Source organism: Moraxella atlantae NBRC 14588 (assembly GCF_001591265.1).
GTDB classification, from domain to species: Bacteria; Pseudomonadota; Gammaproteobacteria; order Pseudomonadales; family Moraxellaceae; genus Faucicola; species Faucicola atlantae.
Map to the genome: position 1 here is coordinate 107034 of NZ_BCUL01000006.1, position 25261 is coordinate 132294.

General features: G+C 50.1%; 19 protein-coding genes. 5 read left to right on the forward strand and 14 right to left on the reverse strand.

Annotated elements, in window-relative coordinates; all coding sequences use genetic code 11:
* Nucleotides 1-36: 36 nt before the first annotated feature.
* Complete coding sequence (locus MA2_RS05425; RefSeq protein WP_067057653.1) at nt 37-255, forward strand: DUF2788 domain-containing protein; 219 nt, start codon at nt 37-39, stop codon at nt 253-255.
* 56 nt (nt 256-311) lie between these two features.
* Here MA2_RS05425 and cmoB read toward each other — a convergent pair whose 3' ends face one another.
* The 6 genes from cmoB to MA2_RS05455 all read right to left on the reverse strand — a co-directional run bounded on the left by cmoB (nt 312) and on the right by MA2_RS05455 (nt 9178).
* Nucleotides 312-1370: a tRNA 5-methoxyuridine(34)/uridine 5-oxyacetic acid(34) synthase CmoB gene (gene cmoB, locus MA2_RS05430; RefSeq protein ID WP_067057657.1), complete on the reverse strand. Its 1059-nt coding sequence runs from the start codon at nt 1368-1370 to the stop codon at nt 312-314.
* A 54-nt stretch (nt 1371-1424) separates the two neighbouring features.
* A complete protein-coding gene (cmoA, locus tag MA2_RS05435; RefSeq protein ID WP_067057660.1) occupies nt 1425-2201 on the reverse strand; it encodes a carboxy-S-adenosyl-L-methionine synthase CmoA in 777 nt (258 codons plus the stop codon).
* An 89-nt stretch (nt 2202-2290) separates the two neighbouring features.
* Nucleotides 2291-3811, reverse strand: a complete 1521-nt coding sequence (locus tag MA2_RS05440) for an efflux transporter outer membrane subunit (protein WP_079352110.1) — start codon at nt 3809-3811, stop codon at nt 2291-2293.
* 49 nt (nt 3812-3860) lie between these two features.
* Nucleotides 3861-5051 (reverse strand): ABC transporter permease, encoded by a 1191-nt coding sequence (locus MA2_RS05445; protein WP_079352109.1) that lies wholly within the window; start codon nt 5049-5051, stop codon nt 3861-3863.
* 2 nt (nt 5052-5053) lie between these two features.
* On the reverse strand, nt 5054-7933 hold the full coding sequence (gene rbbA, locus MA2_RS05450; RefSeq protein WP_079352108.1) for a ribosome-associated ATPase/putative transporter RbbA: 2880 nt from the start codon (nt 7931-7933) through the stop codon (nt 5054-5056).
* Between the two features lie 21 nt (nt 7934-7954).
* Nucleotides 7955-9178: an HlyD family secretion protein gene (locus MA2_RS05455; protein WP_067057663.1), complete on the reverse strand. Its 1224-nt coding sequence runs from the start codon at nt 9176-9178 to the stop codon at nt 7955-7957.
* 716 nt (nt 9179-9894) lie between these two features.
* Here MA2_RS05455 and msrA point away from each other — a divergent pair.
* Nucleotides 9895-10428 (forward strand): peptide-methionine (S)-S-oxide reductase MsrA, encoded by a 534-nt coding sequence (gene msrA, locus MA2_RS05460; RefSeq protein ID WP_067057666.1) that lies wholly within the window; start codon nt 9895-9897, stop codon nt 10426-10428.
* A gap of 142 nt (nt 10429-10570) precedes the next feature.
* On the forward strand, nt 10571-11986 hold the full coding sequence (locus MA2_RS05465; RefSeq protein ID WP_067057760.1) for a lytic murein transglycosylase: 1416 nt from the start codon (nt 10571-10573) through the stop codon (nt 11984-11986).
* Nucleotides 11987-12063: 77 nt separating this feature from the next.
* Here the strand turns inward: MA2_RS05465 and MA2_RS05470 are convergent, their stop codons facing one another.
* The 5 genes from MA2_RS05470 to MA2_RS05490 all read right to left on the reverse strand — a co-directional run bounded on the left by MA2_RS05470 (nt 12064) and on the right by MA2_RS05490 (nt 16449).
* On the reverse strand, nt 12064-12327 hold the full coding sequence (locus MA2_RS05470; RefSeq protein WP_067057669.1) for a hypothetical protein: 264 nt from the start codon (nt 12325-12327) through the stop codon (nt 12064-12066).
* 41 nt (nt 12328-12368) lie between these two features.
* Nucleotides 12369-13376, reverse strand: coding sequence for a DUF4062 domain-containing protein (locus MA2_RS05475; protein WP_115253995.1), 1008 nt, complete (start codon nt 13374-13376; stop codon nt 12369-12371).
* A 79-nt stretch (nt 13377-13455) separates the two neighbouring features.
* On the reverse strand, nt 13456-14358 hold the full coding sequence (gene murI / locus MA2_RS05480) for a glutamate racemase (RefSeq protein ID WP_079352107.1): 903 nt from the start codon (nt 14356-14358) through the stop codon (nt 13456-13458).
* Between the two features lie 55 nt (nt 14359-14413).
* Complete coding sequence (locus MA2_RS05485; protein ID WP_067057677.1) at nt 14414-15517, reverse strand: RNA-guided endonuclease InsQ/TnpB family protein; 1104 nt, start codon at nt 15515-15517, stop codon at nt 14414-14416.
* Nucleotides 15518-15753: 236 nt separating this feature from the next.
* Nucleotides 15754-16449, reverse strand: coding sequence for a DUF1285 domain-containing protein (locus MA2_RS05490; RefSeq protein WP_067057680.1), 696 nt, complete (start codon nt 16447-16449; stop codon nt 15754-15756).
* A 410-nt stretch (nt 16450-16859) separates the two neighbouring features.
* On the opposite strand from MA2_RS05490, the gene MA2_RS05495 reads away from it, so the two are divergent.
* Nucleotides 16860-18551 carry an electron transfer flavoprotein-ubiquinone oxidoreductase gene (locus tag MA2_RS05495; RefSeq protein ID WP_067057683.1) on the forward strand — a complete coding sequence of 564 codons (1692 nt, stop codon included), beginning with the start codon at nt 16860-16862 and terminating at the stop codon, nt 18549-18551.
* A gap of 179 nt (nt 18552-18730) precedes the next feature.
* Here MA2_RS05495 and MA2_RS05500 read toward each other — a convergent pair whose 3' ends face one another.
* The 3 genes from MA2_RS05500 to recG form a co-directional block, all read right to left on the reverse strand.
* Nucleotides 18731-20572 carry an alkaline phosphatase D family protein gene (locus MA2_RS05500; RefSeq protein ID WP_067057685.1) on the reverse strand — a complete coding sequence of 614 codons (1842 nt, stop codon included), beginning with the start codon at nt 20570-20572 and terminating at the stop codon, nt 18731-18733.
* A 258-nt stretch (nt 20573-20830) separates the two neighbouring features.
* Entirely contained in the window at nt 20831-21016 is a 186-nt protein-coding gene (locus MA2_RS05505) for a hypothetical protein (protein WP_067057688.1), read from the reverse strand.
* A 314-nt stretch (nt 21017-21330) separates the two neighbouring features.
* Nucleotides 21331-23505, reverse strand: coding sequence for an ATP-dependent DNA helicase RecG (recG, locus tag MA2_RS05510; RefSeq protein ID WP_067057691.1), 2175 nt, complete (start codon nt 23503-23505; stop codon nt 21331-21333).
* A 546-nt stretch (nt 23506-24051) separates the two neighbouring features.
* On the opposite strand from recG, the gene MA2_RS05515 reads away from it, so the two are divergent.
* A complete protein-coding gene (locus tag MA2_RS05515) occupies nt 24052-24966 on the forward strand; it encodes a patatin-like phospholipase family protein (RefSeq protein ID WP_067057693.1) in 915 nt (304 codons plus the stop codon).
* Nucleotides 24967-25261 lie beyond the last annotated feature (295 nt).

Sequence of the window (25261 nt, forward strand, 5' to 3'; positions counted from 1 at the left end):
TGCTAACATTTCGCCCGTATAAAAAAGGTTTACACCATGTTGATGTTGATTTCTAACGAAAAAATCACCGAATTTGGCATGTGGATTGTTGTGCCTGCCTTCATCGCGTTTTTGTTTTTCATCATGTGGGATATCGCCAAAAAATCCCACGCAGGGCGTTCGGGCACGTTTTGGATTTTTTTGGTTTTAGGCGCAGGCTGTATCGGGTTTATCATCAAAATGATCATGGAATGGTACTTTGGACGCACGCTGTAAGCGGCTGCGTTGCCCTGACAACCTTCGCCCTGCCATACCTACCACCTTTGCAACCATCACGGCTTATTGGCAAGCATGATGGCGCGTTTGGGACGTGGGTAGCCCTCAACCGTCAAGCGCGTATCATCGGGGTGTAAAAAATCCTTGAGTGAATGAAATGTCATCCACGCGGTAGCGCGTTGCTCATCGGTCGTGGTTTCGTCGATATCAACGCAGCGCACATTGACAAAGCCTGCTTTTTGCAGCCACTGCGTCAAAGCCGCCACCGATGGGATAAAATACACGTTGTTCATCTGCGCGTAACGATCGCTTGGTACCAGCACGCGCGTGGCGTCGCCATCAATGACGAGCGTTTCAAGCACCAGCTCACCACCTTTGGCTAACTGTGCTTTAAGCTGTGCTAAAAACTCAAACGGTGCAGCACGGTGATACAACACGCCCATGCTAAACACGGTATGAAACAAACCGCTGGCAGGCAACGCCTCAAGCCCAACGGGGATAAAATGCGCGGCAAGCCGCCCATAACGATTGCGGTCGGCATCGCCAACAAAATGCCGCAATGCCATAAACTGATGATAAAACAGGCACGACGGGTCAATCACCACCACCGATGCTGCCCCTGCCCCCACCATGCGCCAACCGTGATAGCCCGAACCGCCGCCAACATCCAACACGCGCTTGTCGGTCAAATCACCGATATGCGCCGCCAAGCGTTGCCATTTGTAATCGCTGCGCCATTCGGTATCAATCAACACTTGCCGCGTTGGGTCATCTTGTGCACCCAGCAAAAATGGGCCTTTGCGCCACGGCATCAGTTGTTTGAGTAGCGCGGCGGTGGCATTGGTTGCGGCGGTTGTCCAGTCTAGTGTCACCGTCACCGCAGATGCGTTCAAATCTACCGTGCGCTGATACGCTGGCAACACCGCAGGCAAACGCGCGATCAACGACGCGTAATGCGGCGCGTGTGCGTAGCGGCTTTTGTCCTTGATGTGGGCAAGCCAACTTGGCAGCTGCGCCAACCAATCTTGCAGCGCAGGGTGTGCTGCGCTTAATTGCAGCAGCGTCAAGTACAATTCGGTTTCGGCATGGGTAATGCTAGAGGCGGTGGAGTTCATACGACAATGGATTTTTTTATCAATGACCAAACGGTGATGGTTTAAACGCGCTGGCTATTTAAACGCGATGATAGACGCAAAATTTAAAAATTGAAACCACGTCAAATGGCGGCTAAAACCGACCTCTGCAAGCCGCGCGTGGTGCATTGGCAAGGTGTCGGTAATCAGCACGTTTTCCAGCGCATTGCGTTTGCCGCTGATTTCCAATTCACTATACCCATTAGCGCGTTTAAAATCGTAATACCGCTCAACTTGCCACGCGTCGTCTTGCTCATCAAGCAGGTGGGTTTTTTCGGTCAAAATCAAAATCCCGCCTTCTGCCAACGCAGCATAACAGTTTGCCAAAACGGCTTGGCGCGATTTAGGCGGCAAAAATTGCAAGGTCAAATTCAGCACAATCATATCACAGGGCAACAGCTCAACCTCACGCACATCGGCAAGCGTCACCGTGATATCGTGTGCTGGGTAGTGCTCAGCAAGCAAGGTTTGCGCCTGTTGGCACATCGGTGCGGACACGTCAATGGCATGAATCTCGACATCCGATGGTGCAAAATGCCCTGCCAAGGCAAAACTCACCGCGCCCAATGAGCAGCCCAAGTCATAAATCCGACTGACCTTGTCGCCTGTGGCGCTACGCTGACGAAACGCACAGTGGCGTTGGGCAAAAATCGGCAACATCGACAGCACTTGTCCATACCCTGGCACGCTGCGTCGAATCATGTCGGGAAAACACGCCACGACCTGCTCATCAAAGCTAAACCGTGCGGTTTTATCCAGTGGTGTGGTGAAGATCGTGTCTTGGGCAGACGGCGGTGCAGAGTAATCGGTCATGGGGCAGCAACGTTTAGGCAAATGTGGATCTGTTGGCACGTGGGACGCACAGTGCAATACGCGGTAGGCTCACCCCCTCCCAAGTACTGCTAACGCCAACCACCGCCAAGCGCATTATACAAGGCAACCAAGTTCAACGCTTGCCCAAGTTCGTTTTGGATCAGGCTTTGCTCATACTCTTGCGCGGTAATCCGTGCTTTGGGCATGCTATCAAAGGTTTGCCGCCCGTAATTATACAGCTTTTTGGCGTGGCTGGCTTGCAATTCGGCAGCTTGTACGCCTTTTTGCACATGCGTGTGCTGGCGACGCAGCGCAGCATCAAGCTGGGCGCTGTTATCGACTTCTGCCAAGGCGTTGAGTAAAGTTTTGTCATATTCTGCCATCGCCGCTTGGACACGCGCATCAGCAGCTGCAATGTTCAGCTTGATACGCCCGTTGGTAAATAGTGGTACCGATACCGTGGCATTGACCAGCCCGACGGTCGCGCCTGTGCTGTTCAAGCCGTTGTCGCTGATCGACAGCCCGCCCGTCAGCGCGCCAAAATCCAACCCAAAACGTGGGTATTGGTCAGCCACCGCGCTGCCGTGTCTGGCTGCTAGCGCATTGACTTGCGCTTGTTTGGCGCGGATATCGGGGCGACGGGTGAGTAAGTCACTGGGGTAATAACCACGCGGTGCGGCAGGCAGGTGCTTAAAGACATTGTCACGGCTGACTGATAAATCAAACGTCTGCGGCGTTTTACCACTTAATACGGCGATTTGGCGGATATTGGCTTGACGTTCGGCGGTCAGGTTGGCTTGTTTGGCGCGGATGCCTTGCAATTTGACTTCCACATCATCGATATCATAGCGCGTACCCTGCCCCAGATCAAACCGCGCTTTGGCATAGCGGCGCAAATCCACCAACGCTGCCTCAGTGCGTTTGAGCACTGCAGCTTCACGCTCTTTGCTACGCGCCTCAAAATACGCTTGCGCAATTTTTGCCGAAACCAGCATTTGGGCGGCGTGATTTTTTTCTGCTGTGGCAAGATAGGCATAACCTGCGGCATCGGCGTCACTTTGTTTTTTGCCAAAAAAATCAGGCTCCCAACTTGCCAGTACGCCCAGATGGTAGCTGTGCCCATCCACGTCGATGTTTGAACCACCCCAATCACTACCAAGCATACCAAGCGGACGGCGCGCATTTGTGGGTAGTGGATTATCAACGCTGCCTGTTGCTGCGGTTGCACCACCTGACGCGCCGACCATCAGCCCTTTGTCGGCATTGGCAAGTTTGGCGATGGCACGCGCCTCATCAATACGCGCATTGGCTTCGCGTACATCGGGTGCAGTTTGCAACCCATCTTCGATGAGCCGCGACAATACAGGGTCACGAAACTGCTGCCACCATGCGCGAATATCGCTTTGCTCGCCCATCGGCAACACATAGTCAAATTGTTGTGGAAACGTGACTTGCGAGTATGATTTGACGGGCGTATTTTGGCAGCCACTCATCAGCCCTGCTGCCAGTGCACTGGCGAATAAGGCAGCCAGCAGAGTGCGGCGTGACGCGCGGCGAGCGGTTGAATTGGGCGCTGAATGTGGTGTTAAAATTGGGTACAAAAGCCTCATGATACTTGTCCAAAATAGTCGTTTATGTTTATATGAAATCAAAAAAATCTTAGCCTTGTTTATCAAGCATGCTGCGAAAGCGGCGCAAGGCAAAAAACATAAAAATCAGCCCAGCAACGGTCATTTCAACCAAATAATGCCCGACAATCTGAAGATCAGCGTTACGAAACAGCACCGCATGGCTAAACAGCGCATACTGCGTGACAGGCGAGAACTGCGAAATACTTTGCACCCACACAGGCATGCACTCAAACGGCGCATCACCGCCTGATATCAGCCGCAAAATCACATACACAGGCAGTGACAACAAGCCAAATTGCGGTAGCGTTGGTGCAAGCGTGGCAAACATAATACCCATCGCCGAGGCGAAAAATAAAAACACCAATGTGCCCAGCATATACAAAGCGATTGAGCCGTTGATTTGCACCCCCAGCCAACCTTGCACGACAAAAATCAGTGACAACAACGCCGCCATGGCAATCACCAACCCGTTACTGATGATTTTTGCCAGTGCAATTTGGTTGGCAGTGACGGGCATGACCAACAAATGCTCAATTGTGCCGCGCTCTTTTTCGCGAATAATCGCCGCACCCACCAACATCATCGCCAGCAAAAACACAAAGCCGACGATATTGGTCACAGCAAAAAACCAATGGCTCATGGTGTTTGGGTTGAACCACACGCTGGTTTGGATTTTGACAGGCAGACGCGCAAGTGGGCTGTCTTTTTTGAGGTAATGATACGTTTCTTGGTTAAAAATCTCTTGGATATACACCATCCCCACGCCTGCTTGCGACACAGCGGTGGCGTCGGCAGACAGCTGCACACTGGGGTGCTTGCCCGTGCGCGCGTCTTTTTCAAAATCTTCGGGAAACTCCAAACCAAAGATATACTCACCTTGATCAAACCCATCACTCAAGGTTTGGCTATCAGCAACATAAATTGGCGGCTGAAAACTTGGCGGCTGCAAGGTAGACACCAAATAGCTACTCATCGGTGAGCGATCATGATCGACTACCGCCACCGTGGCGTTATTGACCTCGGTGGTAATCCCCGTTGAGATAGTATAAATCAACACCGTGAACAAAAACGCGATAATCGCCAGTACCATCGGGTCACTAAACAGAGTCTGAAATTCTTTACCGGTCAAAGTCAGCACATTTTTAAGCCATTGCCACGCGCTGGGCAGTACGCGCTTGGGCGCAGCAGGCACAGGTTTGGACAAATCAGCGCGCTGCATACTCATTGCTCCTGTTTTTGCAAGCACAGACTGGCAAGCACGACATACCCCACCCCAAACCCAAGGATGATCAAGTAATGGCGCGCAAAATTTTCAATCCCTAAGCCTTTGGTAAATGCACCTAGACTAATTTGCTGAAAATAGGCGGCAGGAAACGCCTCACCCACAAATCGGCTAACGCCCGTGATGGATGATAACGGATACAAAAAGCCTGAAAAATTAAGCGCAGGAATCATCGCCGCCACCGCCGTGGCAAATACCGCTGACACTTGGGTTTTCATCATCGAAGAAATCCATAACCCAAACGCCGTCGCCGAGCACACCAACAGCAGCGCGCCCACCGTCAGCCCGATAAACGATCCCTTTACAGGCACCCCAACAATGACAATCGCCATCCACACCAACACAAAATAACTGGCAAATGCTGTCAGAATATATGGAATTTGCTTGCCAACCAAAAATTGTGTCGTTGAGGCAGGTGAGGTATACAAATTGGTAATCGAGCCTAACTCTTTTTCACGCACCACACCCAACGCTGTCATCATCGCAGGGATCAAAATCAGCGCCAACATCAACGCACCAGGGATAATGGCATAAATACTGGCAAAACCTTGGTTGTACAAAAACCGCGGCTCAATCATCACCACAGGGCGCGCATCAATCGGTAGACCTGTTTGGTGCACCTTGTCACGGGCATAAGTCAGCAAAATTCCCGTGACATAGCCTTTGATGTTCTCGGCGATAAACGGTGCGCTACCATCGATATAAAAATTGATCTCAGGGCGATCAAACTGCTTCATGTCAGCGGCAAAATGACTGGGGATCTCCAAAATCAGCTTGGCGTCACCACTTTTGAGGCGTGTTTGTACCTGTTCACTCGATTGCAAACGCTCAACGCCCGAAAAATACGGCGAGCCATCAAAGTATTCAATCAGCTCACGGCTTTCGGTGGATTGGTCATAATCGATGACCGCCATGTTTAGGTGGTTGATGTCAAACGACACCGCATATGCCACCGTCAGCATAATCACCACAGGGCCGATCAAGGCAAACGACAGCCGGATTTTATCGCGGCGTAGCTCTTTGCCTTCACGATTGGCAAACGCCCACATCAATGCCAGCCATGCCCACAGCCCTTGACGCCGTTTGAGCGGCTTTTTGTTGGGCTGCTCGCGATTTTCGCTTGCGGTAGCGGTTTGCGGCTTAGCGGCATCAGCTAGCGGTGGGTTGGTAGCAGCCGCTTGCGCGTTTTGTTTGGTGTTTTTGCCATCGTCAGATGCTTCGACCAAATACGCGATAAACGCCTCTTCAAACGTATCAGCACCTTTTTGGGCTTGTAGATCGCGCGGTTTGCCCACTGCCAATACGTTGCCTTGGTGCATCAACGAGATACGGTCACAACGCAATGCTTCACTCATAAAGTGTGTGGAGACAAAAATCGTAATGCGCTGCTCACGCGATAGCGCAACCAGTTTTTTCCAAAACATATCGCGCGCAGCAGGATCAACGCCCGATGTCGGCTCATCTAAAATCAATACCTTAGGCTGGTGCAAGCACGCCGCTGCCAGTTGTAGACGCTGACGTATGCCAAGCGGCAAATCAGCAGGTAGCTTGTCGGCAACGTCGGCAAGGTCAAATGTGGCAAGGCTCTGCTCGATGTAGCGCGTTTGTTCGTTTTCAGCAATGCGATACAGCCGCGCGTGTAGCTTGAGGTTGCCGCGCACAGACAGCTCTTCATACAACGAAAACGCTTGCGACATATAGCCGACTTTGAGGCGGTTTTCCATACTACCGCCTGTGACAGGCTCACCCAACAAATAGGCCGTGCCCTCGCTGACATCCAGCAGTCCTGTAAGCATTTTCATGGTGGTGGATTTACCACAACCGTTCGAACCCAAAAAGCCAAAAATCTCACCTTGGGCAATGCTAAAGCTAACGTGATTGACGGCGACAAAATCACCAAAGCGTTTGGTTAGGTTTTCAGCTTCAATGGCAGGTGGCAAATTAGGGTCAGGCTCAAACGGCGGCACGCTAAAGCTGGTATCGCCGCGTTTGTTTTCGGGCAATAAGGTGTTATACGCTTCTTCTAGATTGGGGCGTCCTTCGGCATCTAGCGGATGATTGGCGTACTGCTTGACGACGTTTTCGGTGGTGTCGCTGATGAGAATTTCACCATCATTCATGGCGATGGTATAGGCAAATTGTGAAGCTTCATCAATATACGCCGTCGATACCATCACAGTCATGTTGGGGTTTTCACTGCGCAGCGCATTGACCAGTGTCCAAAATTGCTGACGCGATAACGGGTCTACCCCTGTGGTTGGCTCATCCAAAATCAGTAAATCAGGATCATGCACCAAGGCACAGCATAGACTAAGCTTTTGTTTCATCCCACCTGATAGCTTGCCTGCAGGTCGGTCTTTGAATTTTAGCAAGTCGGTGGCGGCAAGCAGACGATCGATACGCGCTTGTCGTGCGGTTTTGTCAATGCTAAATAACCGTGCGTGAAAGTCGATGTTTTCCATCACCGACAGCGTTGGATAAAGGTTGTGTCCTAAGCCTTGCGGCATGAAGGCAACTTTATTGAGCAGCTGCTCGCGGTCACGTTTGTTGCCCATGTCCTTGCCCAGTACCTGTACTGTGCCCGTTTGGATTTTTTTCATGCCTGCAATCAGGCTCATGAGGGTCGATTTACCCACCCCATCGGGGCCAACAAGCCCGATGGTGGTGCCAGCAGGTACGGTCACGCTGACGTTTTTGAGCGCGTCGGTTTGTTTGCCGTAGCGGTGCGATACGTTTTGTACGACCACCGCTGGCAGGTTGTCTGCGCCATCAAAGGTAGCGTGCGCTGGCTGGCTGTGTGTTGGTTGTAGCCGTTTCATCGCCATGTGCTCCTTATGCCATTAATAGGCAGTTGAAGCGGTGGCAGGTGTTGGGTTGGCGGTTTGGGTTGGCGCACTGGTTGGGTCAGCTATTTGGCTGTTGGGTAGTTTGACCGCCAAGTCTTGGTTCCAGCTAGCATTTGGATCAAGCTGCACGTAGCCTTGTGCGGTCATACCGCCTTTGAGCAGGTTTTGATAACGCTTGGCAACTTGTGGATCAAGGCTCAGCTTGACACGGTACATCATTTTTTCGCGCTCGTTTTTGGTTTCAACCGATTTTGGCGTAAATTGCGACTGGTTTGCCACAAAGGTGACTTTGGCAGGAAAAACAGCATTGATGCCATCCAAGACGATCCGCGCAGGGCTGCCGATTTGCACTTGGCTGCTGCTATCGGTTGGCAAAAAAATTTCTAAATACACATCGCTTGGATCAACCAACGTGACCACCTTGCTACCTGCTGCAATGACGTTGCCGACTTCGGCAATGCGGTACTCAACCCGCCCTGGTTGTGGTGCGCGCACATACAGATCGGCTTGGATGGATTTGACGCGGTTGATTTGTGATTGGGCTTGGTCGATACCTGCTTGCGCTTCTGCCATGGCGGCTTTGGCTTCCTCAACGCCTGCCCGCGCCTCATCAATGCTAGCTTGTGCTTCTGTTGAGCCCGCCGATGCTTGGTTTTTGGCGGCTTGCGCGGCGAGCACTTCAGCTTTGGCGGCTTCATAGGCTTGTTGGCGTTGCTGCAATTCTGCCACCGATACCAAGTCATCTTTGCGCAAGGCAATGGTGTTGTTGAGGTTGTCTTTGGCGATTTGTAGCTGCGCTTGTTTGGCGGCAATGACGGCATCGGCTTGGCTGACACCGCCTTGGGTGCGCGCAAAGCCACCTTCGGCGCGTTTTTGTGTGCTCATCGCCCGACGAATAGCCCCTTGTGCGCGTGACTTGGCAGCCTCAGCTTGGGCTTTGGCAGCTTGTGCTGCCTGTAACTGGGTGTCTAGCTCATCGGATGACAGCGTGACCAACGGTGTGCCTTGTTGCACCACGTCGCCTTCATTGACCAAAACTTGGCTCACCCGCCCTGCTCGTAGGCTAGCAACGTCGATTTTTTGCAGCTGCAACCGCCCATTGGATGACGCAAAACCTGCTGGGGTAGCGTCTTGGGTGCGTTGGCGATTCATGTAGATGGCAAGCGCTGCCAATGCCAACAGTACGATTATCAGCACGATATAATAGGATTTTTTCATGACTTATACCCTAGCCTAACCCACGCCTACCGACAGCCAGTTTGTCAGCGATCAGTTTGATGAATGCTGCTTAAGCTGTTGGTATGTTGTCGTTCTTTGGCGTCGGTATGCCCAATTTTTGATCCCATGTATAAACCCCAACCGCGGTGATGAATCGCAGCTGAGGTTGCCCAATTTCAATTATCCGAACTTTAGTTGATGCTTTGCCTTTGCCCTATATTTGCTGGCAAAATCTTTACAACCCATTATTTTTAAATAATTTTTACTGATTTTGTTTATCTTAAGACTACTTAAGACATAAAATATAACTAAACCTAGATTATACACATAAAAACTTATTTGTATAATGGATTAGATTATTTATTTGTAGTCTGTGAGATGACAAAAAGATCTTTGCAAACTTAGCAGAATATGGCTCGGTTAGTTTTATTTATCAATAAATTTAAAAATTTAAATTTATCTAAAACATCAAGGCAACCCATAGGCGCGATTCGATCATTACCAATTGCCTCAACCATTACCAATTGCCCCAACACCGTAACCAATTTGCCAAACTCAATGCCAAAAAACCTGCTAGGCTAGACCCCAATCACATCACCACAGCACGACAACAGCGGTGCGTGATTTGGCTTTAAAATCAGGCAATCATCCCCATTAAATGCATGTTTTAAATGATGAATGAGTTAGCGTTACCATTAAATAAATAAGGAACAACCATGCAAACCATTATCTTAGGCGGCGGCTGTTTTTGGTGCACCGAGTCGGTGTTTCGCCATGTTAAAGGTGTGACTAAAGTCACCTCAGGTTACATGGGCGGCGATGCAGCAACAGCAAACTACCGTGCGGTGTGCGGCGGCGATACAGGACACATTGAGGTCATCGCGGTAGAATTTGATGATACGGTCATCGGGCTAGAAACGGTTTTGGATATCTTTTTTGCCACCCATGACCCAACCACACAAGACCGCCAAGGCAATGACGTGGGGCGGCAATACGCGTCGGTGATTTTTTATACCGATGAAGCCGCGCAAAAACCAACCATCGACCGTGTGATCGGCCAGCTGCGCGATGAAATGGGTATTCGTGTGGTCACTGAGGTACACCCTGCGCAAGAGTTTCATATTGCTGAGGACTACCACCAAGACTACTACGCCAAAAATCCCACCCAAAGCTACTGCAACTTTGTCATTCCGCCCAAACTTGCCAAGCTCAAACAGTACTTTAGCGGTTTTGTCATTGAGCGCGACTAATCGGTCATCGCTTGTAATAAGCACCGTCTGTGTTAAGATAGGTGCTTATTTTTTTTGCAAATATTTTGCCTATTTAAAAGGTTTGACGATGACAACACCTTGCTACCAACATTCACCAAAAACCCACGATTTAAAAAACCCGATCAAATTTAGCTTAAGCGTGATGGTTTTAGGCTTGCTCAGTGCGTCTGCGTTTGCTGCGCCTGAGCCGCCGTATTTAGACAACGGCGAATTTCAACAATGCTTAAATACGCTTAAAAATTCATCAGGGTTTTCTGCCGTATCGCCGAGTACCTTCGAGCGTTATCGCCCAACTGCACCTGATCCTAGCGTGGTTGTATCGCTGAATTATCAGCCTGAGTTTGATAAAAAAGTTTGGGATTATCTGTCGGGATTGGTCGATGATGAGCGCGCACAAGACGGGGTTGAAGCCAAACAACGCCTCATGCCAACCTTGCGCCAAATTGAACAACGCTATGGCGTGGATGCCAACCACGTGCTTGGCGTGTGGGGGGTGGAATCCAATTTTGGCAAAACGTTGGGCAAAAAAGATTTGATCGATTCGCTTGCAACACTGTCGTGTTTTGACCGTCGGCAAAGCTACTTTCGCACCGAATACGCCAATGCGCTAAAAATCTTGCAGCGGGGTGATATCCGCCGTGAGGACTTAAAAGGCTCATGGGCAGGCGCGTTTGGGCAGACCCAGTTTATGCCCTCAACGTTTTTGCGCCTAGCACAGGATTTTGACGGCGACGGGCGCAAAGATTTGGTCAATAGCGAAGCCGATGCACTGGCATCGACTGCCAATTTCTTGGCAAAATCGGGCTATCGCACGGGCGAACCATGGGGCTATGAGGTCAAGTTGCCAACGGGCTACTGGGCAAACAGCAACCGTAAGGACAAAAAACCGATTAGCTACTGGCGCGCGCAAGGTTTAACGCTGCCCGATGGACAACCTTTGCCCAGTGATTTGGACAGCGTGGGGCTGCTGTTGCCTGCTGGGGTTGAAGGGCCAGCGTTTTTGGTCGGCAAAAACTTTGATACGTTTTATAGCTACAATGCATCAGAAAACTATGCGCTTGCCATCGCACACTTGTCGGATATGATTCGACAAAATCGCACCAGCAATGTCGGCTTTGCCACGCCATGGCCGACCGACGATCCTGGCATCAGCCGCCGACAAGCGCGTGAAATTCAGCAAGCCTTGCTCAATTTGGGCTATGACATCGGCAACGCGGACGGCATTATTGGCGATAAGACACGCTATGCTATCCAAGACTACCAACGCAAACAAGGCGTGAATCCCGACGGACGTGCAGGCATGAAGCTGTATCGCCAGTTGGTTGGACAAAACGGGCAATCGGGTGCATTTGTCAGGCAACCAACCAACCAACCTAGCCAGTACCGCCAACCTACCACATACCACCAACCAAACGGCTACCGCATCGTCCAACCTGTCGTCGTCGCGCCAGTGGTCAGCACGCCTAGCAACAATCGCCCTGTTGTTATGCGTCGCGTTGATACTGGTAATGGCGTGGTTTTGGTACCATCGCGCTAAACGTTGATGTTGATCATAAAAAAACCTCAAATCGTGATGATTTGAGATTTTTTTTGTAACAATTAAACAACTGGCGGTTAAACAATCGGCGGTGGTGTAGGCTCTTTGCCATCATCCATTTGGATTTTTTTGGTTTCGCCTGTGGCGTTGCTGCCCCAATCGTCGTCTTCGTCATCGTCCCATTTTTTGAAGTTTTCACTTGGGTTGATGCCGCGACGTTTCATGTCGGCAACTTGTTCTTCAAGCGTGCGAAATTGACGCGCTTCATGCATGCTGTCTTCAAGTTCGCTGATTTCGCTGTTAAGCTCGGTACTGTTTGGTGGGTTGGTGGGATTTGCCATAAAACACACTCCTTCAAAAATTTTTCGGTTTATGCAATTTACTAATAATCATGTAACAGCGTCATATTGCGGTTGAGCTGCCACAATTCGCGCGTGCTACGCTCATCTTTATAAGGTATGATCCAACCGCCATGAATCAGCTGCTGTTTGATCCATTGTAAATCTAGGCTATTGATTTGACAACGTGAGACCGCGTGCGCGTCGGGCATGGTTTCTTCTACCACCGCCAGTGCTGGGGCTTTGAGCAAATCATTGAACGCGCGTTGTAGCATATCGGTGCTAAACGGCACGGGTAACAACGCGATCATATCCAAAATCTCACCCCAACTAAGCAGATGCGTCGCGGTAATATCGTGCAGATTGCCGTGTTGATAGGCATGGGCAGAATAATTGACCAACACGGTGTCATCAAGCACCAGATGCAGCGTTGGGGCTGATTGGCTCAGCGGTGCTGGGTTAGGCGCAGCGTTTGGTCGATCGCGTTTGCTAAACGGTGTGCGAGACAGCGGCGGTGCAGCAGGCGCAGGCGTGGCAGCGGTCGACGTCAAGGTGGCATCGGCGGCAAAAGTAACAATATTGGCTTTTGTGGACGCATGTGTGGACGCATGGTGCTCAACCAATGCGGTGACCAAACGCAGACATTCATCTACCGCTTGCGCGGCATCGTGATACAACACAGTACGCTCGTATTGCTCTTTTTGCACCTGATTGGCTAAATCCAACCGTTGGCGCGACACTGTATTGAGCGTTGCCGCGCTACGCAGCAGCGCAACCACAGGCGACGGCTTGTTACGCGCGTACAGATAATTTAAATGCAAGTAGCTGATTCCCGTGGGGCTAGGCGTGCCATAATCTTCGCCCAACACAAACAGCACCGCGTCGCTGGCATCGATTTGCCGACGGCTAAATGCGTTGGCATTTTCAGGGTTACCAATTAAATCCCACGTCAAGTTATACAAAGGTGTGAGCGCGTCTTGCAGCGCGTTTTCAAGCGCAGGCTGCTCGTTACGCACCAAACACACATGAATATGATAAGCTCGGTTGGTCACCTAAACTCTCGCTTGTCTTATCGTTATCTTTTTTTGGTCAAAATAATCACTGTCAAAATAACACCTGTGTGGTGGCAAATTACTGTGCCATCAAGCCACAATGCTGAAACTCCACCACACGCGGCGGCAGATATTGTGCCAATAAGCGTGTCGCTACCGCTTGTGTTTGGGCAATATCACCCGTGGTAACAAGCGTCAGCGGCGGCAAATCGCTAGGTGGGCGCAACAAATTTGCTGTTTCAAGCAAGGACACCACACGTCGGGCTATCGCACCGCCTGAATCAATCAGCGTAAGCCGTGCCCCTGTTTGGGTGATTTGCGCGCGTAAATAATCTTGAAAAAACGGATAGTGCGTGCAGCCCAATACCAAATAATCCACCGCTTGCGCGCTTAGTGTATCAAGCAAATTTGCCAACTCACCGACCGCGACATGACCGCTTGGCATACCTGCTTCCACCCACGGCACCAGACTGGCTAGGCTATATTTGCTCACGGTCACCCCACGTGGGGCTGCCACTTGGGCAATCACGGTATTTAGCAGTGCGCCATTGAGCGTTGCAGGTGTGGCAAGCACGGCAATGTGGCGCGTTTGGCTGGCAAGCACGGCAGGTTTGATGGCAGGCACCAAACCGACAATCGGCACTTGCGTAAACGCCTGACGCACCGCTTGCAGACCATACGCCGACGCACTGTTGCAGGCAATCACCACCAACTTGCAGTCTTGTGCCATCAGCCAGCGCACCGCATCAATCGTCAAACGCTCAATATCCGCCGCGCTGCGCCCCCCGTACGGTACATGCAACGTATCTGCCAAATACACATAACGCTCATGCGGCAGCGCTTGCATGATATGCGCCAACACCGACAAGCCGCCAACACCCGAATCGAACACCCCAATCGGCGCGTCGGCAGGATTGATGCACGGTTGTTTAGTTTGACACCAAAGATTGGGTGAAGACAACGTTGGCTGAGTTTGGCACATGCCGTAACGCACTTTACTTTAAACGATTTACCACAGGCTTGACTTCCTCCCCTCCCTAAAGTGAGGGGATTCCTTCTACAAGACGGTCAAGCCCGACCGCAAGAATGTTCTTACTGGCGTTAATATCTCTATCATGCCATGTGCCACACTTCGCACAAGTCCATTCTCTTATTCGCAAACCTGCTCTACCTTTTGGACTACTGGACATATCGCCACAGCACGAACAGGTTTGGGTAGTGTATTTCTCATTTACGATTTCAAAACGGCAACCTGCATGCTTGCATTTGTAGGTCAGTTGTCGTTTGAGTTCAAACCAACCTGCATCGTAAACCGATTTGGCTAGTTTGCCTTTTTTATGGTTGAATTGGGTAGTTTTAATATCACCGACCACGATTAGGGCATTGTCTTTGACTAATCGGGTGGTGAATTTGTGAATGAGGTCTTGGCGTGTGTTTTTGATTTTGGCATGAATCGCTTTGACACGCTGTTTGTTTTTGGCACGTTGAGCAATGGCTAAATCTTTGGCATATTTGAGCGTTTGCTTGATTTGTAGTTTATCGCCGTTTGAGGCGGTGGCACTGTCTTTTAAGCCTAAATCTATGCCGACACTACCTGTACCACATTGCTGTTTTGGGTATTCTTTAACGATGATACAGGCATACCAACGATTACGGCTGTCTTGGACGACCTCAAGGGTGTTTATTTGATATAGGCTAAGATTGTAGCTATCCCATACGTCTATCAGTAGCTTTTGCCCTTTGGCTAGGCTTAGTTGTAGTGTTGATTTTAAGCCTTTTTTACCCGTCTGATAGGTAGCCAGTAATTTGATTGCGGATTGCTTAAATGGAATCCAACCTAGGCTTTTACGCTTTGCCTTTGGGTTGTTGGTTCGCCAGTTAAGTTTAGCCTTTTTGAATTGGCGTCGCGATTTGGCGTGAGTTTCATTAATGGCTTGTATGGTTTGAGAATGCAAGCCAAGTAGTTCACCGCTACCTTTGGTGTATTCGTTTAGGTCATAGGCACTAAAAAATTTGCCAGTACGTTGTCGGTATTTAAAACTCAAGTCATTAACATAGTTCCACACAAAATTGACCAAACCGCTTAGGCGGTTTAGTTGGTCTGTGTGTTTGTCTTTTATGCGTAGCTTGAGGGTTTTCATGGGTTTATTTTAACATATTTAGTATCTTATCGTGTGTAAGCATAGCTACTTAAGTTGCCTTATATCCACCGCCTGAAGTCGCAGGTTTACGGCAACGGAAGATAAAAAAATTTGTATGGGTGCATTGCCCCCATAACCAATTATCTTAGCGCAAAAACTGGGCTAAAACCATGAATTTTTGCCCAAACGGCATCAACGCTGGGTGTTAGTGGACAAAATTTAGCGCGGATAATTACTTATGCTCTGTCATCATACGGCATGGATAGCTCAATCACTGTATCGCCGTTTGGCAGGCGCAAGGTCACGCCGTCGCCCTGCTCGACCAATTCCCCCTCATTGGCAAGCTGATAAAACACATTGCGGTGTACCAATGCCCAAATTGCCGAATCGCCATTTTGGCGCACCTTAACGTACGGCTGCTCGGCTTGCTCGTTGCAAGTTTTGGTGTTTGTCGCGTCGGCATCGGTATGTTGTTGTGCCAAATGAAACGGTAAGCCAAATTGCAGCGGATGCGCTGCATCCACAGTCACGCGCTCACCTTGCGCGGTGATCAGATGCAGCACGCGCTTGTCATTTTGCGCCACATAATCGTATTGTGTGATCAATAGCGGCGCGTCTTCAACAGCGATTTGCAGCTTTTCAACAGGGGTTTTTAAAAAATACGTCACCGCGCCTGCGGCATCGACTTCTGCCCACAACACGCGGCTAAACAACGTCACCATCGCGTCACGCTCGATTTTTCGCCCTGCGTGCCACCACTCGCCATTGGCTTTGATGGTCAAATCCATCATACCGCAAAAATCAGGCTGCCATTTTTCTAGCGGTGGTATTGGCTTGGTAGTCGGGTCGTCATTTGCCAGTAGCTGTTGGCTTAGGTTATCTAGGCTGGCAGCATTCGTGATTGGCTTGTCGTTGGTTGGTGGCGTGTTCATCGTCGTTCCTTGTCGGTTTGTCAGGTCTTCAGTGGGTTTAGGTCAGCGACTTTGTTGAATCATCATAACGGCTTTTGTTTTGCTTGCGGGTAGCAATGCTTTATCAAACGGTAAAAAATTATAAGCGACCAGCCACAAGGCGACTAAAAACCGTTCATTTTTAGCCAAAAATAATGACTGACTGGTCATAGACCCACGCGCATAAGGTTTGGCTATATGGCAATGAATTTTTTTAGGCTATAATGATGCAATTTAAGCGGTTCAATCAACCGCTAAGCGTTTGAAAACGGCTAAAATTTTTACCAAGTTTGTTTGGTTTTACGATCTACCCATTCGCTTATTTGTCAGCCGTTTGCTTAAATTTTTGAATGGATGTACAACATTTCGCCCATTTTTGCTAAGGAGTAGCCATGTCAGCAGACGCTAGCACGGACACCGTGCAACCCATCGAACGTGAACAAATGGAATTTGACGTAATCATTGTCGGCGGTGGGCCATCAGGCTTGTCGGCGGCGATTCGCTTGCGTCAGCTTGCTATTGAGGCAGGCAATGACGAATTTAGCGTGTGTGTGGTCGAAAAAGGCTCAGAATTTGGCGCGCATATCTTGTCGGGCGCGGTTATGGAGCCGCGCGCGCTGACCGAGCTGATTCCTGATTGGAAAGAAAAAGGCGCGCCTGTCCACGTGGCGGCAAAAGAAGATCGTGTGTATATGCTCAAAAACGCGACCAAGTACCGCCAACTGCCCAACAAAATCGTGCCTGCGCTGATGCACAATGACGGCAACTATATCATCTCATTGGGAAATTTGGTGCGCTGGTTGGCGACACAAGCCGAAGAACTAGAGGTCATGATGTTCCCCGGCTTTGCTGCTGCTGAGGTACTGTATGGCGAAGACGGATCAGTGCGCGGCATCGTCACAGGTGACATGGGCGTTGCCGCCGATGGTGAGCCAAAAGCAAGCTTTGAACCAGGCTACGAGCTATTGGCAAAATACACCATTTTTGCCGAAGGCTGCCGCGGACATCTAGGCAAGCGTTTGGTCAAGCGGTTTAATTTGGATGACGGGCGCGACCCACAGCACTACGGCATCGGGCTCAAAGAGCTGTGGGAAGTTGAACCCGACAAGCACGAGCTGGGCGTGGTGATGCACGGTTCGGGCTGGCCATTGAGTGAAACAGGCAGCACGGGCGGTTGGTGGTTATATTTTGATGAAAATAACCAAGTATCGTTTGGCTTAGTTGTCGATTTATCTTACACCAACCCCTACGTGTCACCGTTTGATGAAATGCAGCGGCTTAAAACCCACCCTGTCATCAGCAGTATTTTGCAAGGCGGCAAGCGTTTGTCGTACGGCGCGCGTGCCTTAGCAAAAGGCGGTTTAAATGCTTTGCCAAAATTGTATTTCCCTGGTGGTGTATTGGTTGGCGATGATGCAGGCTTTTTGAACCCTGCCAAAATCAAAGGCACGCACACGGCGATCAAATCAGGCATGTTAGCGGCAGAATCGGTGTACGCGGCGATTGCGTCAGGGCGCGCGCACGATGAAGTGGCAAGCTACGAAGACGCGTTCAAAAACTCATGGCTGCATGAAGATATGTACCAAGCGCGTAACTTTGCAGGCGCAATGCATCGCATGGGTACGTGGATGGGCGGCGCGTTTAACTTTTTAGACGCCAATATCTTTAAAGGCAAAATGCCACTGACCATTCGTGACACCACGCCAGATTATGCCGCACTAGAGCGCGCCGATCATGCGCTTGTGCCTGACTATCCCAAGCCAGACGGCAAACTAACCTTTGATAAGCTATCATCGGTGTTTATCTCCAACACCAATCACGCCGAAGACCAGCCTTGCCACCTGCGCTTGACTGACCCTGCTATCCCCATCACGCGCAACCTCAAAATCTTTGCCGAGCCTGCCCAGCGTTATTGCCCAGCAGGGGTTTATGAGGTGGTACCCGACGGTGCAGGTAGCGCAAAATTTGTCATCAACGCGCAAAACTGCGTGCATTGCAAAACCTGTGACATCAAAGACCCGTCACAAAACATCACATGGGTGACCCCAGAAGGCGGCGGCGGCCCGAATTATCCGAATATGTAAGGCTGCTTTTTAGCCAAAAATCGTTATAAAAAATCGCTACTTGATGAAGTGGCGATTTTTTTATGCGACCAAAATCGTGAAATGACAATATAGCATTCAACACAACAACCGCTTGTTACAACAAACGGTTGTCAATTGGTAATTTTTTTTAGAATATTTCTTAAGTATTTGGCTAGCGTTTAGCCAATCAGCTGCATCTGCCCTGCTTTGACGGTCATGGTTTTGCCAACGTTGGCACTATAAGATGGCTGTAAGATATCGCTGACAAATACCCAATCACATTTGCACTGCTCTGGGGTGACAGTAACCACCATGTAACCACGACGGCTGGTATCACACCATTTGAGCGTGCCACCTTCGATCACGAGTGGCAATGCTTGCGCAAACTGATCGGCCTGTGCAGCAGGAATAAATTCATCAAACCCTGGTGATGTCACGGATTGAACGCCGAACTCAACGCCAACTGCATGACCGTCATTGGTCACCAGGTTGCTTGCCCATGCATTATGGGTATCACCTGCCAATACCACGAAGTTTTTGTTTAGGTTTTTTGCCATTTTGAACACCGCTTCTTGCGCGGCGGCATAGCCATCCCATGCGTCCAAATTATAAGGAACGTAAGGCGCGTTCAACACCGCTTGTTCCTGCTCGGTGAGCGTGTCGGGTGCTTGTTTGGCTTTTTGCTTAAGTGCCAAATAAGTAGGCAAATTCACACCCGTTTTGGGGTTCATCAGGTTGAACAATACGGGCGATGGCCAACGCATTCTACCGATCAACACTTGTTGTCCTAGGATTTGCCATTTTGCTTTTGAAGCTTGCATTTGGGTATAAAGCCAATTTTGCTGCGCTAAGCCCAACATTTGGCGGTTAGGATTGGTGACATCGGCGGTGAATTTGGCGTTGTTGACAACCACTTGACCGTTGGCGTCTTGGGTCAAATAAGGACCGAAACTCAACTGTTTATCACGTCCGACAATGCGCGTTTCCAACATGTGCAAACTCACCAAATCACCAAAATCAAAGCTACGGTAAATTTGGGTCATTACATCATTACGGGTTGGCATCCATTCATGATAAGCCTTTAATGCCGCCATTTTACGCGTATTCCAATCCCCTTCGTTGGGTTGATGGTTTTCTGCGCCGTCCACGTAGGCATCATTAGAGATTTCATGATCATCCCACACCGCAATCATCGGCATTGCAGCGTGTACTGCTTGCAAGTCTTTGTCAGTGCGATATTGCGCATAACGTTCCCGATAGTCAGTGATGCTCAAAATCTCAGTGGTAGGCTTGACTTCACGGCCAAGCTCTGCCGCGTGTTTTGAAGCATAACCAGGTACGGTTTCGCCTTTGCTATTGACGGTGGTGCGTCCGTACTCATAAATGTAGTCGCCCAAATGAAGCAACGCATCCAAAGGCTGCTTAGCGATATCAGCATACGCATGAAAGTAGCCTGCTGGATAATTTGAGCAGCTCACTACCGCAAATTTGACCTGTGAAACGCTGCCTGTCGGTAGGGTTTTGGTTTTACCCACAGTGCTGACGGTGTTACCCACCAAAAAGCGATAATAATAGATGGTGGCAGGGTTCAAACCAGTGACATCGACTTTGATGGTATAATCCGCGCCGCCGTCTGCCGTTGCGGTACCCGATTTAAGGATTTTGCTGAAGCTGTTATCGCTGGCCACTTGCCATTGCACAGGATAGCTGCCTGCACTTTCAGGTGTGACGCGCGTCCAAATGATGACGCGATCGCTCAACGGATCGCCACTTGCCACACCATGTAAAAACTGGACGCGCGACGTAGGGCCCGTACCAGCTCCGCCAACGGCTTCGATTTTGGTATCATTATCGTCATCATCACACCCTGCCAAGATCAACGATGCGCCTGCCGCGGCCGTCATTGATGAGGCTTGCAAGAAGCGGCGGCGGTTGATCATAGGCTGATCAGACTCGCGCATCAGCAGATTATGGATCGGTTTTTGGTTGGTGATATCGGTGCTTTGGTTGCTGTCAGTCATCTGAAATCCTATCGGGCTAGCATATAAAGTCAATGGTTGAAAGATAAGCTGACGTAAGGTTATTTACGTTCTAGCATCAAATAACATACAACAGTTACATGACAATTTCATGAACGCATGGTTGAACAAATGGTGCTATCCCTTTGAAGCTATCACTTACCTTCCAACCGCAACCCTAGAATTCATAAAACAAAAAAAACCGACCAATGAAATCGGTCGGTCATTGCAAAATGTCTAAAAGACTAGACAGTTAGCCCATTAGGCGATACCTGCCGCAGCTTTGAACGCGGCTTCGTCATAGTCATCACCATGAGTCACCACCACCATGTTGCCATCGGTCGATACATTGACGAATTTTACGCCTTTCACTGTTTCGGTTTTTTTGACGAATTCATCAGCAGCTGCTTTGTCACCCACTTTGATGTCGTATTTGGTTTGTGGCATGGCCAACTCCCTATCATTTACCAATCATATCAAGCTAAGCAGAATAACCAGTCGCTGATGAACATCTGCTATTGCCTGTTGATTCTATTGCCTGTTGTTTAAGGTTGCATTTATTTTCTTTAAAAAGCTTAAATTTTCTTGGTATTTCTATAAAAATTTGAGCCTATATACTGATACTGACTAAGATAGCAAAATTTTGTGCTAAAAACCTAGTACATTTGTCGGTAATTAGGAGGGTTTAGTCTGAGAAATAGTAACAAATGGTTAAGTTAATTTAATCATAAACCATCACAGTGCAAGATCATGGGCAAAGATTAGGCGTTGATGTACTTGATGGCATTGGGTGTCCAGCGTGCAATCAGGCGGTGCACATCGGCTTTGCGCGTTGGGTCGGCAATCAGCTGCCGTGCTAAGGCATTAGCCATGACCAGTAGCACCTCGTCACGCGCCAAGTCGCTGATGTAATAGCCCAGATGCCCTGCCTGACGCTTGCCCAGTAGCTCACCTGCGCCACGTAGCGCTAAGTCTTTTTGCGCGATGACAAAGCCATCGCTACTGTCACGCAGCACATTTAGGCGTTCAATGCCTGTGGCAGATAGCGGCGTTTGGTAGAGCAGCACGCAGTAGCTTTTTTCGCTACCACGACCCACACGTCCGCGCAGCTGGTGCAGCTGTGACAAGCCAAGGCGCTCGGCATTTTCGATCACCATCAATGAGGCGTTGGGCACATCGACACCGACTTCAATCACAGTGGTGGCGACCAGTAGCGCAGTTTTACCGTCTTTAAAGTCTTGCATGACGGCCTGTTTTTGCGCGGGGCGCATTTTGCCGTGCACCAAGCCGATGGGGATGTTGAGGCGGTCAGCCAAATCGGCAAATGTGGCTTCGGCAGCTTGCGCGTCCAGTGCAGTCGACTCCTCGACCAGTGGACAGACCCAGTACGCTTGCTTGCCTGCCTCACAGTTTACCGCGATACGCTCAATGACTTCATCACGGCGGTCACGGCTGACGGTCACGGTGGTGATGGGTGTGCGGTTGGGTGGCAATTCATCAATCACAGATGTGTCCATGTCACCAAACGCGCTCATCGCCAAGGTACGTGGAATCGGTGTGGCGGTCATCATCAGTTGGTGCGGTGTGGTATGCGCTAGACCTTTGTTGAGTAGGGCGACGCGCTGCTCAACGCCAAAACGGTGCTGCTCATCGATAATCGCTAAGCCTAACTTGGCAAAGCTGACTTGTTCTTGAAAAATCGCATGCGTGCCAATGACGATTTGCACGTCATTATCGGCAACGGCTTGCAGCATGTGGGCGCGTTGTTTGGCGGTTTGTTTGCCAGCCAGCCAGCCCACGTTGATGCCAAGCGGCGTAAACCAACGCTCAAAATTGTGCAGATGCTGCTCGGCTAAAATTTCGGTCGGTGCCATCAGCGCAACTTGCCAACCGCTATCTAGCGCGTAACACGCTGCCAACGCTGCGACCAACGTCTTGCCTGCGCCCACATCGCCTTGCACCAAACGCAACATCGGCACAGACTGCGCCAAATCGCGGACAATCTCGCTGACCACGCGCTGCTGCGCCCGTGTCAGGCTAAACGGCAAACTGGCAAGTAAGCGTTCTGCCAACGGGCTAATAGTTTGACAGCGCGGTGCTTTGTACTGGTGCAGCTGTTGCTTACGATACATCAGCCCCAACTGGTGCGCCAACATTTCTTCTAAAATCAGCCGCTGGCATGTTGGGTGGCGGCGTTCTTTGAGCGCATTAAGCAGTCGCTGCTGCTGGGTCAAATCGGTATAAATCGGCGGACGATGAATAAAGCTCAACGCCGTTAAAAGGTCAAACTCAGCAAATGGGTTGGCAAGCTCGGTCACACTTGCCAATAACGGCAATTGCTGGGCAATGATGGGCGCAATGGCTTGCCAATCGGCAGGGTGTAGGCTGTCGGACGCGCCATGCGACTGATATTGTTGGGCACTGCGCAAGGCAACGTTGATCAAGCTGCGCAATTTGTTTTGCTGCAGCTGCTTGACGGTTGGATAAATCGGTATCAAGCCACTGGCGGCAGGCGGTTTGTGATCAGTGATGACTTCATATTCAGGGTGGCTAATTTGGGTACCGTATTTATTGATCGCCACCTCGCCAAACACACGCAAGATCTGCCCTGCAACCATAGTTTCTTGTAAACCGCGATACAGATGATAAAAACGCAGCGTCACCTGCCCCGTATCGTCTTTGAGCGTCACGCTCATGCCACTGCGCTTGGTGTTGACGTAGGTGATCACGCCTTGCACCAACGCCGATTGCCCTGCCACCAATTCACGCATCGGCACGATGCGGCTGCGGTCTTCGTAGTCACGCGGTAAGTGCAACAGCAGATCAAACACGCGCGTGATATCAAGCTGTGCCAGTTGGTTGGCAATGTGACTGCCCACACCTGCCAGCGCGGTAACAGGCATATTGAATACATCGGGGGAATCGGTTGGGGTCATTGTCCTTTGGTTTTATCATTCGTTGCCGTAAACCTGCGACTTCAGGCGGTGGATATAAGGCAATTGTTAAATGCGATGAGTTTTGCTATACTCATCTCACTATATTCAATGTCTTACATTCCACAGTTAAGTTAAGACTAAATTGCGAGTACGCAGTAACTTAACTGGTAAGACGTTTCCAAACACACACTTAAGCTAATTCGTGTCTATGACAATCCTAACGGTAGGATTAGCTTAAAATAAGAACCTAAGATGTACGGTGTGTCGTACGGGCGGTTGCCATTGTCTTAGGTTTGCGGTGGGGCTTCACCGTCTTGCAGAAGGAATCCCCTCACTTTAGGGAGGGGAGGAAGTCAATTAAACAATCTAGCGTATTGCTAACTTTTGATTATAGCACAGTTCAAAACAGCCATCGCGAGGTTTCAGCGGCAATTGGATCGCTAAAGCGCAAAACATCCATCACCTGTTTGCCAGATCGCAGGTTTTGCTTTTTGGGCAAAAAACGCCTATGCTAACGCTGATTTCACACCGTTTTTAAGGGTTTTTATGCCACTCAACCGCCGAGAGTTGCTGCAATTATTTGGCATCACTTTATCAGGTGCGCTTGCTGCCGATTTGGTCGGTTGCCAAAGCGCGCCGATACCTGCGCCCCCCTCTGTCCCACCTGCCGCGCCGCAGTTGGCACTGGTCTTGGGCGGTGGTGGTGCCAAGGGCTTTGCCCACATCGGCGTACTTAAGGTGCTTGAACAGCACGGTATCAAGCCTGATTTGATCGTCGGCACCAGCATGGGTGCGGTGGTCGGTAGCCTATACGCCAGTGGCAAATCTGCAACACAGCTTGAGCAGATTGCACTGAATGTGCGTGACGATGAATTGCTGGACTTCACCTTGAGTAAACAAGGCTTTATCGAAGGTGTGCGTCTACAAAATTGGATCAACGCGCAAGTAGGCAATCGCCCGATTGAGCGGCTACCGATACGATTTATCAGCATAGCAACCGATGCCATCGACAAGCGCAAGGTTGAACTGAGCCAAGGCGATACGGGACTTGCGGTACGCGCATCAAGCAGCGTGTACGGGGTATTTATCGCACCACGGATCAACAACCGCCGTTACCTTGATGGCGGTATGGTTAGCCTTGTACCCGTGCAAACCGCCAAGGATACAGGCGCGCGTCTCATTATTGCGGTGGATGTGTTTGCACCGACAGACCAAGCCGCCACCTTTGCAGACAAGCCACGAGATTTTTGGACACAGCTTGATACCGCCCTAGGCGCGGTTCCTGTCAAGGATTCGGCAGAATTGGCATTGGCGGATGTGGTCATACGCCCCAATGTGCGTGATATTGGCACGGCAAACTTATATGCCAAAGCTGCGGCAATTCGTGCAGGCCAAGTAGCTGCCGAACGCGCCTTGCCCGTATTGCAACAAAAACTGCTGCTGCAAAAACCACCCCTTTGACTTCCTCCCCTCCCTAAAGTGAGGGGATTCCTTCTGCAAGACGGTGAAGCCCCACCGCAAACCTAAGACAATGGCAACCGCCCGTACGACACACCGTACATCTTAGGTTCTTATTTTAAGCTAATCCTACCGTTAGGATTGTCATAGACACGAATTAGCTTAAGTGTGTGTTTGGAAACGTCTTACCAGTTAAGTTACTGCGTACTCGCAATTTAGTCTTAACTTAACTGTGGAATGTAAGACATTGAATATAGTGAGATGAGTATAGCAAAACTCATCGCATTTAACAATTGCC

Bases quoted from the DNA above. Each gene is read 5' to 3' on its own strand.
- MA2_RS05425 (WP_067057653.1), top strand. From the start codon at position 37: ATGTTGATGTTGATTTCTAACGAAAAAATCACCGAATTTGGCATGTGG.
- cmoB (WP_067057657.1), bottom strand. From the start codon at position 1,370: ATGAACTCCACCGCCTCTAGCATTACCCATGCCGAAACCGAATTGTAC.
- cmoA (WP_067057660.1), bottom strand. From the start codon at position 2,201: ATGACCGATTACTCTGCACCGCCGTCTGCCCAAGACACGATCTTCACC.
- MA2_RS05440 (WP_079352110.1), bottom strand. From the start codon at position 3,811: ATGAGGCTTTTGTACCCAATTTTAACACCACATTCAGCGCCCAATTCA.
- MA2_RS05445 (WP_079352109.1), bottom strand. From the start codon at position 5,051: ATGCAGCGCGCTGATTTGTCCAAACCTGTGCCTGCTGCGCCCAAGCGC.
- rbbA (WP_079352108.1), bottom strand. From the start codon at position 7,933: ATGAAACGGCTACAACCAACACACAGCCAGCCAGCGCACGCTACCTTT.
- MA2_RS05455 (WP_067057663.1), bottom strand. From the start codon at position 9,178: ATGAAAAAATCCTATTATATCGTGCTGATAATCGTACTGTTGGCATTG.
- msrA (WP_067057666.1), top strand. From the start codon at position 9,895: ATGCAAACCATTATCTTAGGCGGCGGCTGTTTTTGGTGCACCGAGTCG.
- MA2_RS05470 (WP_067057669.1), bottom strand. From the start codon at position 12,327: ATGGCAAATCCCACCAACCCACCAAACAGTACCGAGCTTAACAGCGAA.
- murI (WP_079352107.1), bottom strand. From the start codon at position 14,358: ATGTGCCAAACTCAGCCAACGTTGTCTTCACCCAATCTTTGGTGTCAA.
- MA2_RS05485 (WP_067057677.1), bottom strand. From the start codon at position 15,517: ATGAAAACCCTCAAGCTACGCATAAAAGACAAACACACAGACCAACTA.
- MA2_RS05490 (WP_067057680.1), bottom strand. From the start codon at position 16,449: ATGAACACGCCACCAACCAACGACAAGCCAATCACGAATGCTGCCAGC.
- MA2_RS05495 (WP_067057683.1), top strand. From the start codon at position 16,860: ATGTCAGCAGACGCTAGCACGGACACCGTGCAACCCATCGAACGTGAA.
- MA2_RS05500 (WP_067057685.1), bottom strand. From the start codon at position 20,572: ATGACTGACAGCAACCAAAGCACCGATATCACCAACCAAAAACCGATC.
- MA2_RS05505 (WP_067057688.1), bottom strand. From the start codon at position 21,016: ATGCCACAAACCAAATACGACATCAAAGTGGGTGACAAAGCAGCTGCT.
- recG (WP_067057691.1), bottom strand. From the start codon at position 23,505: ATGACCCCAACCGATTCCCCCGATGTATTCAATATGCCTGTTACCGCG.
- MA2_RS05515 (WP_067057693.1), top strand. From the start codon at position 24,052: ATGCCACTCAACCGCCGAGAGTTGCTGCAATTATTTGGCATCACTTTA.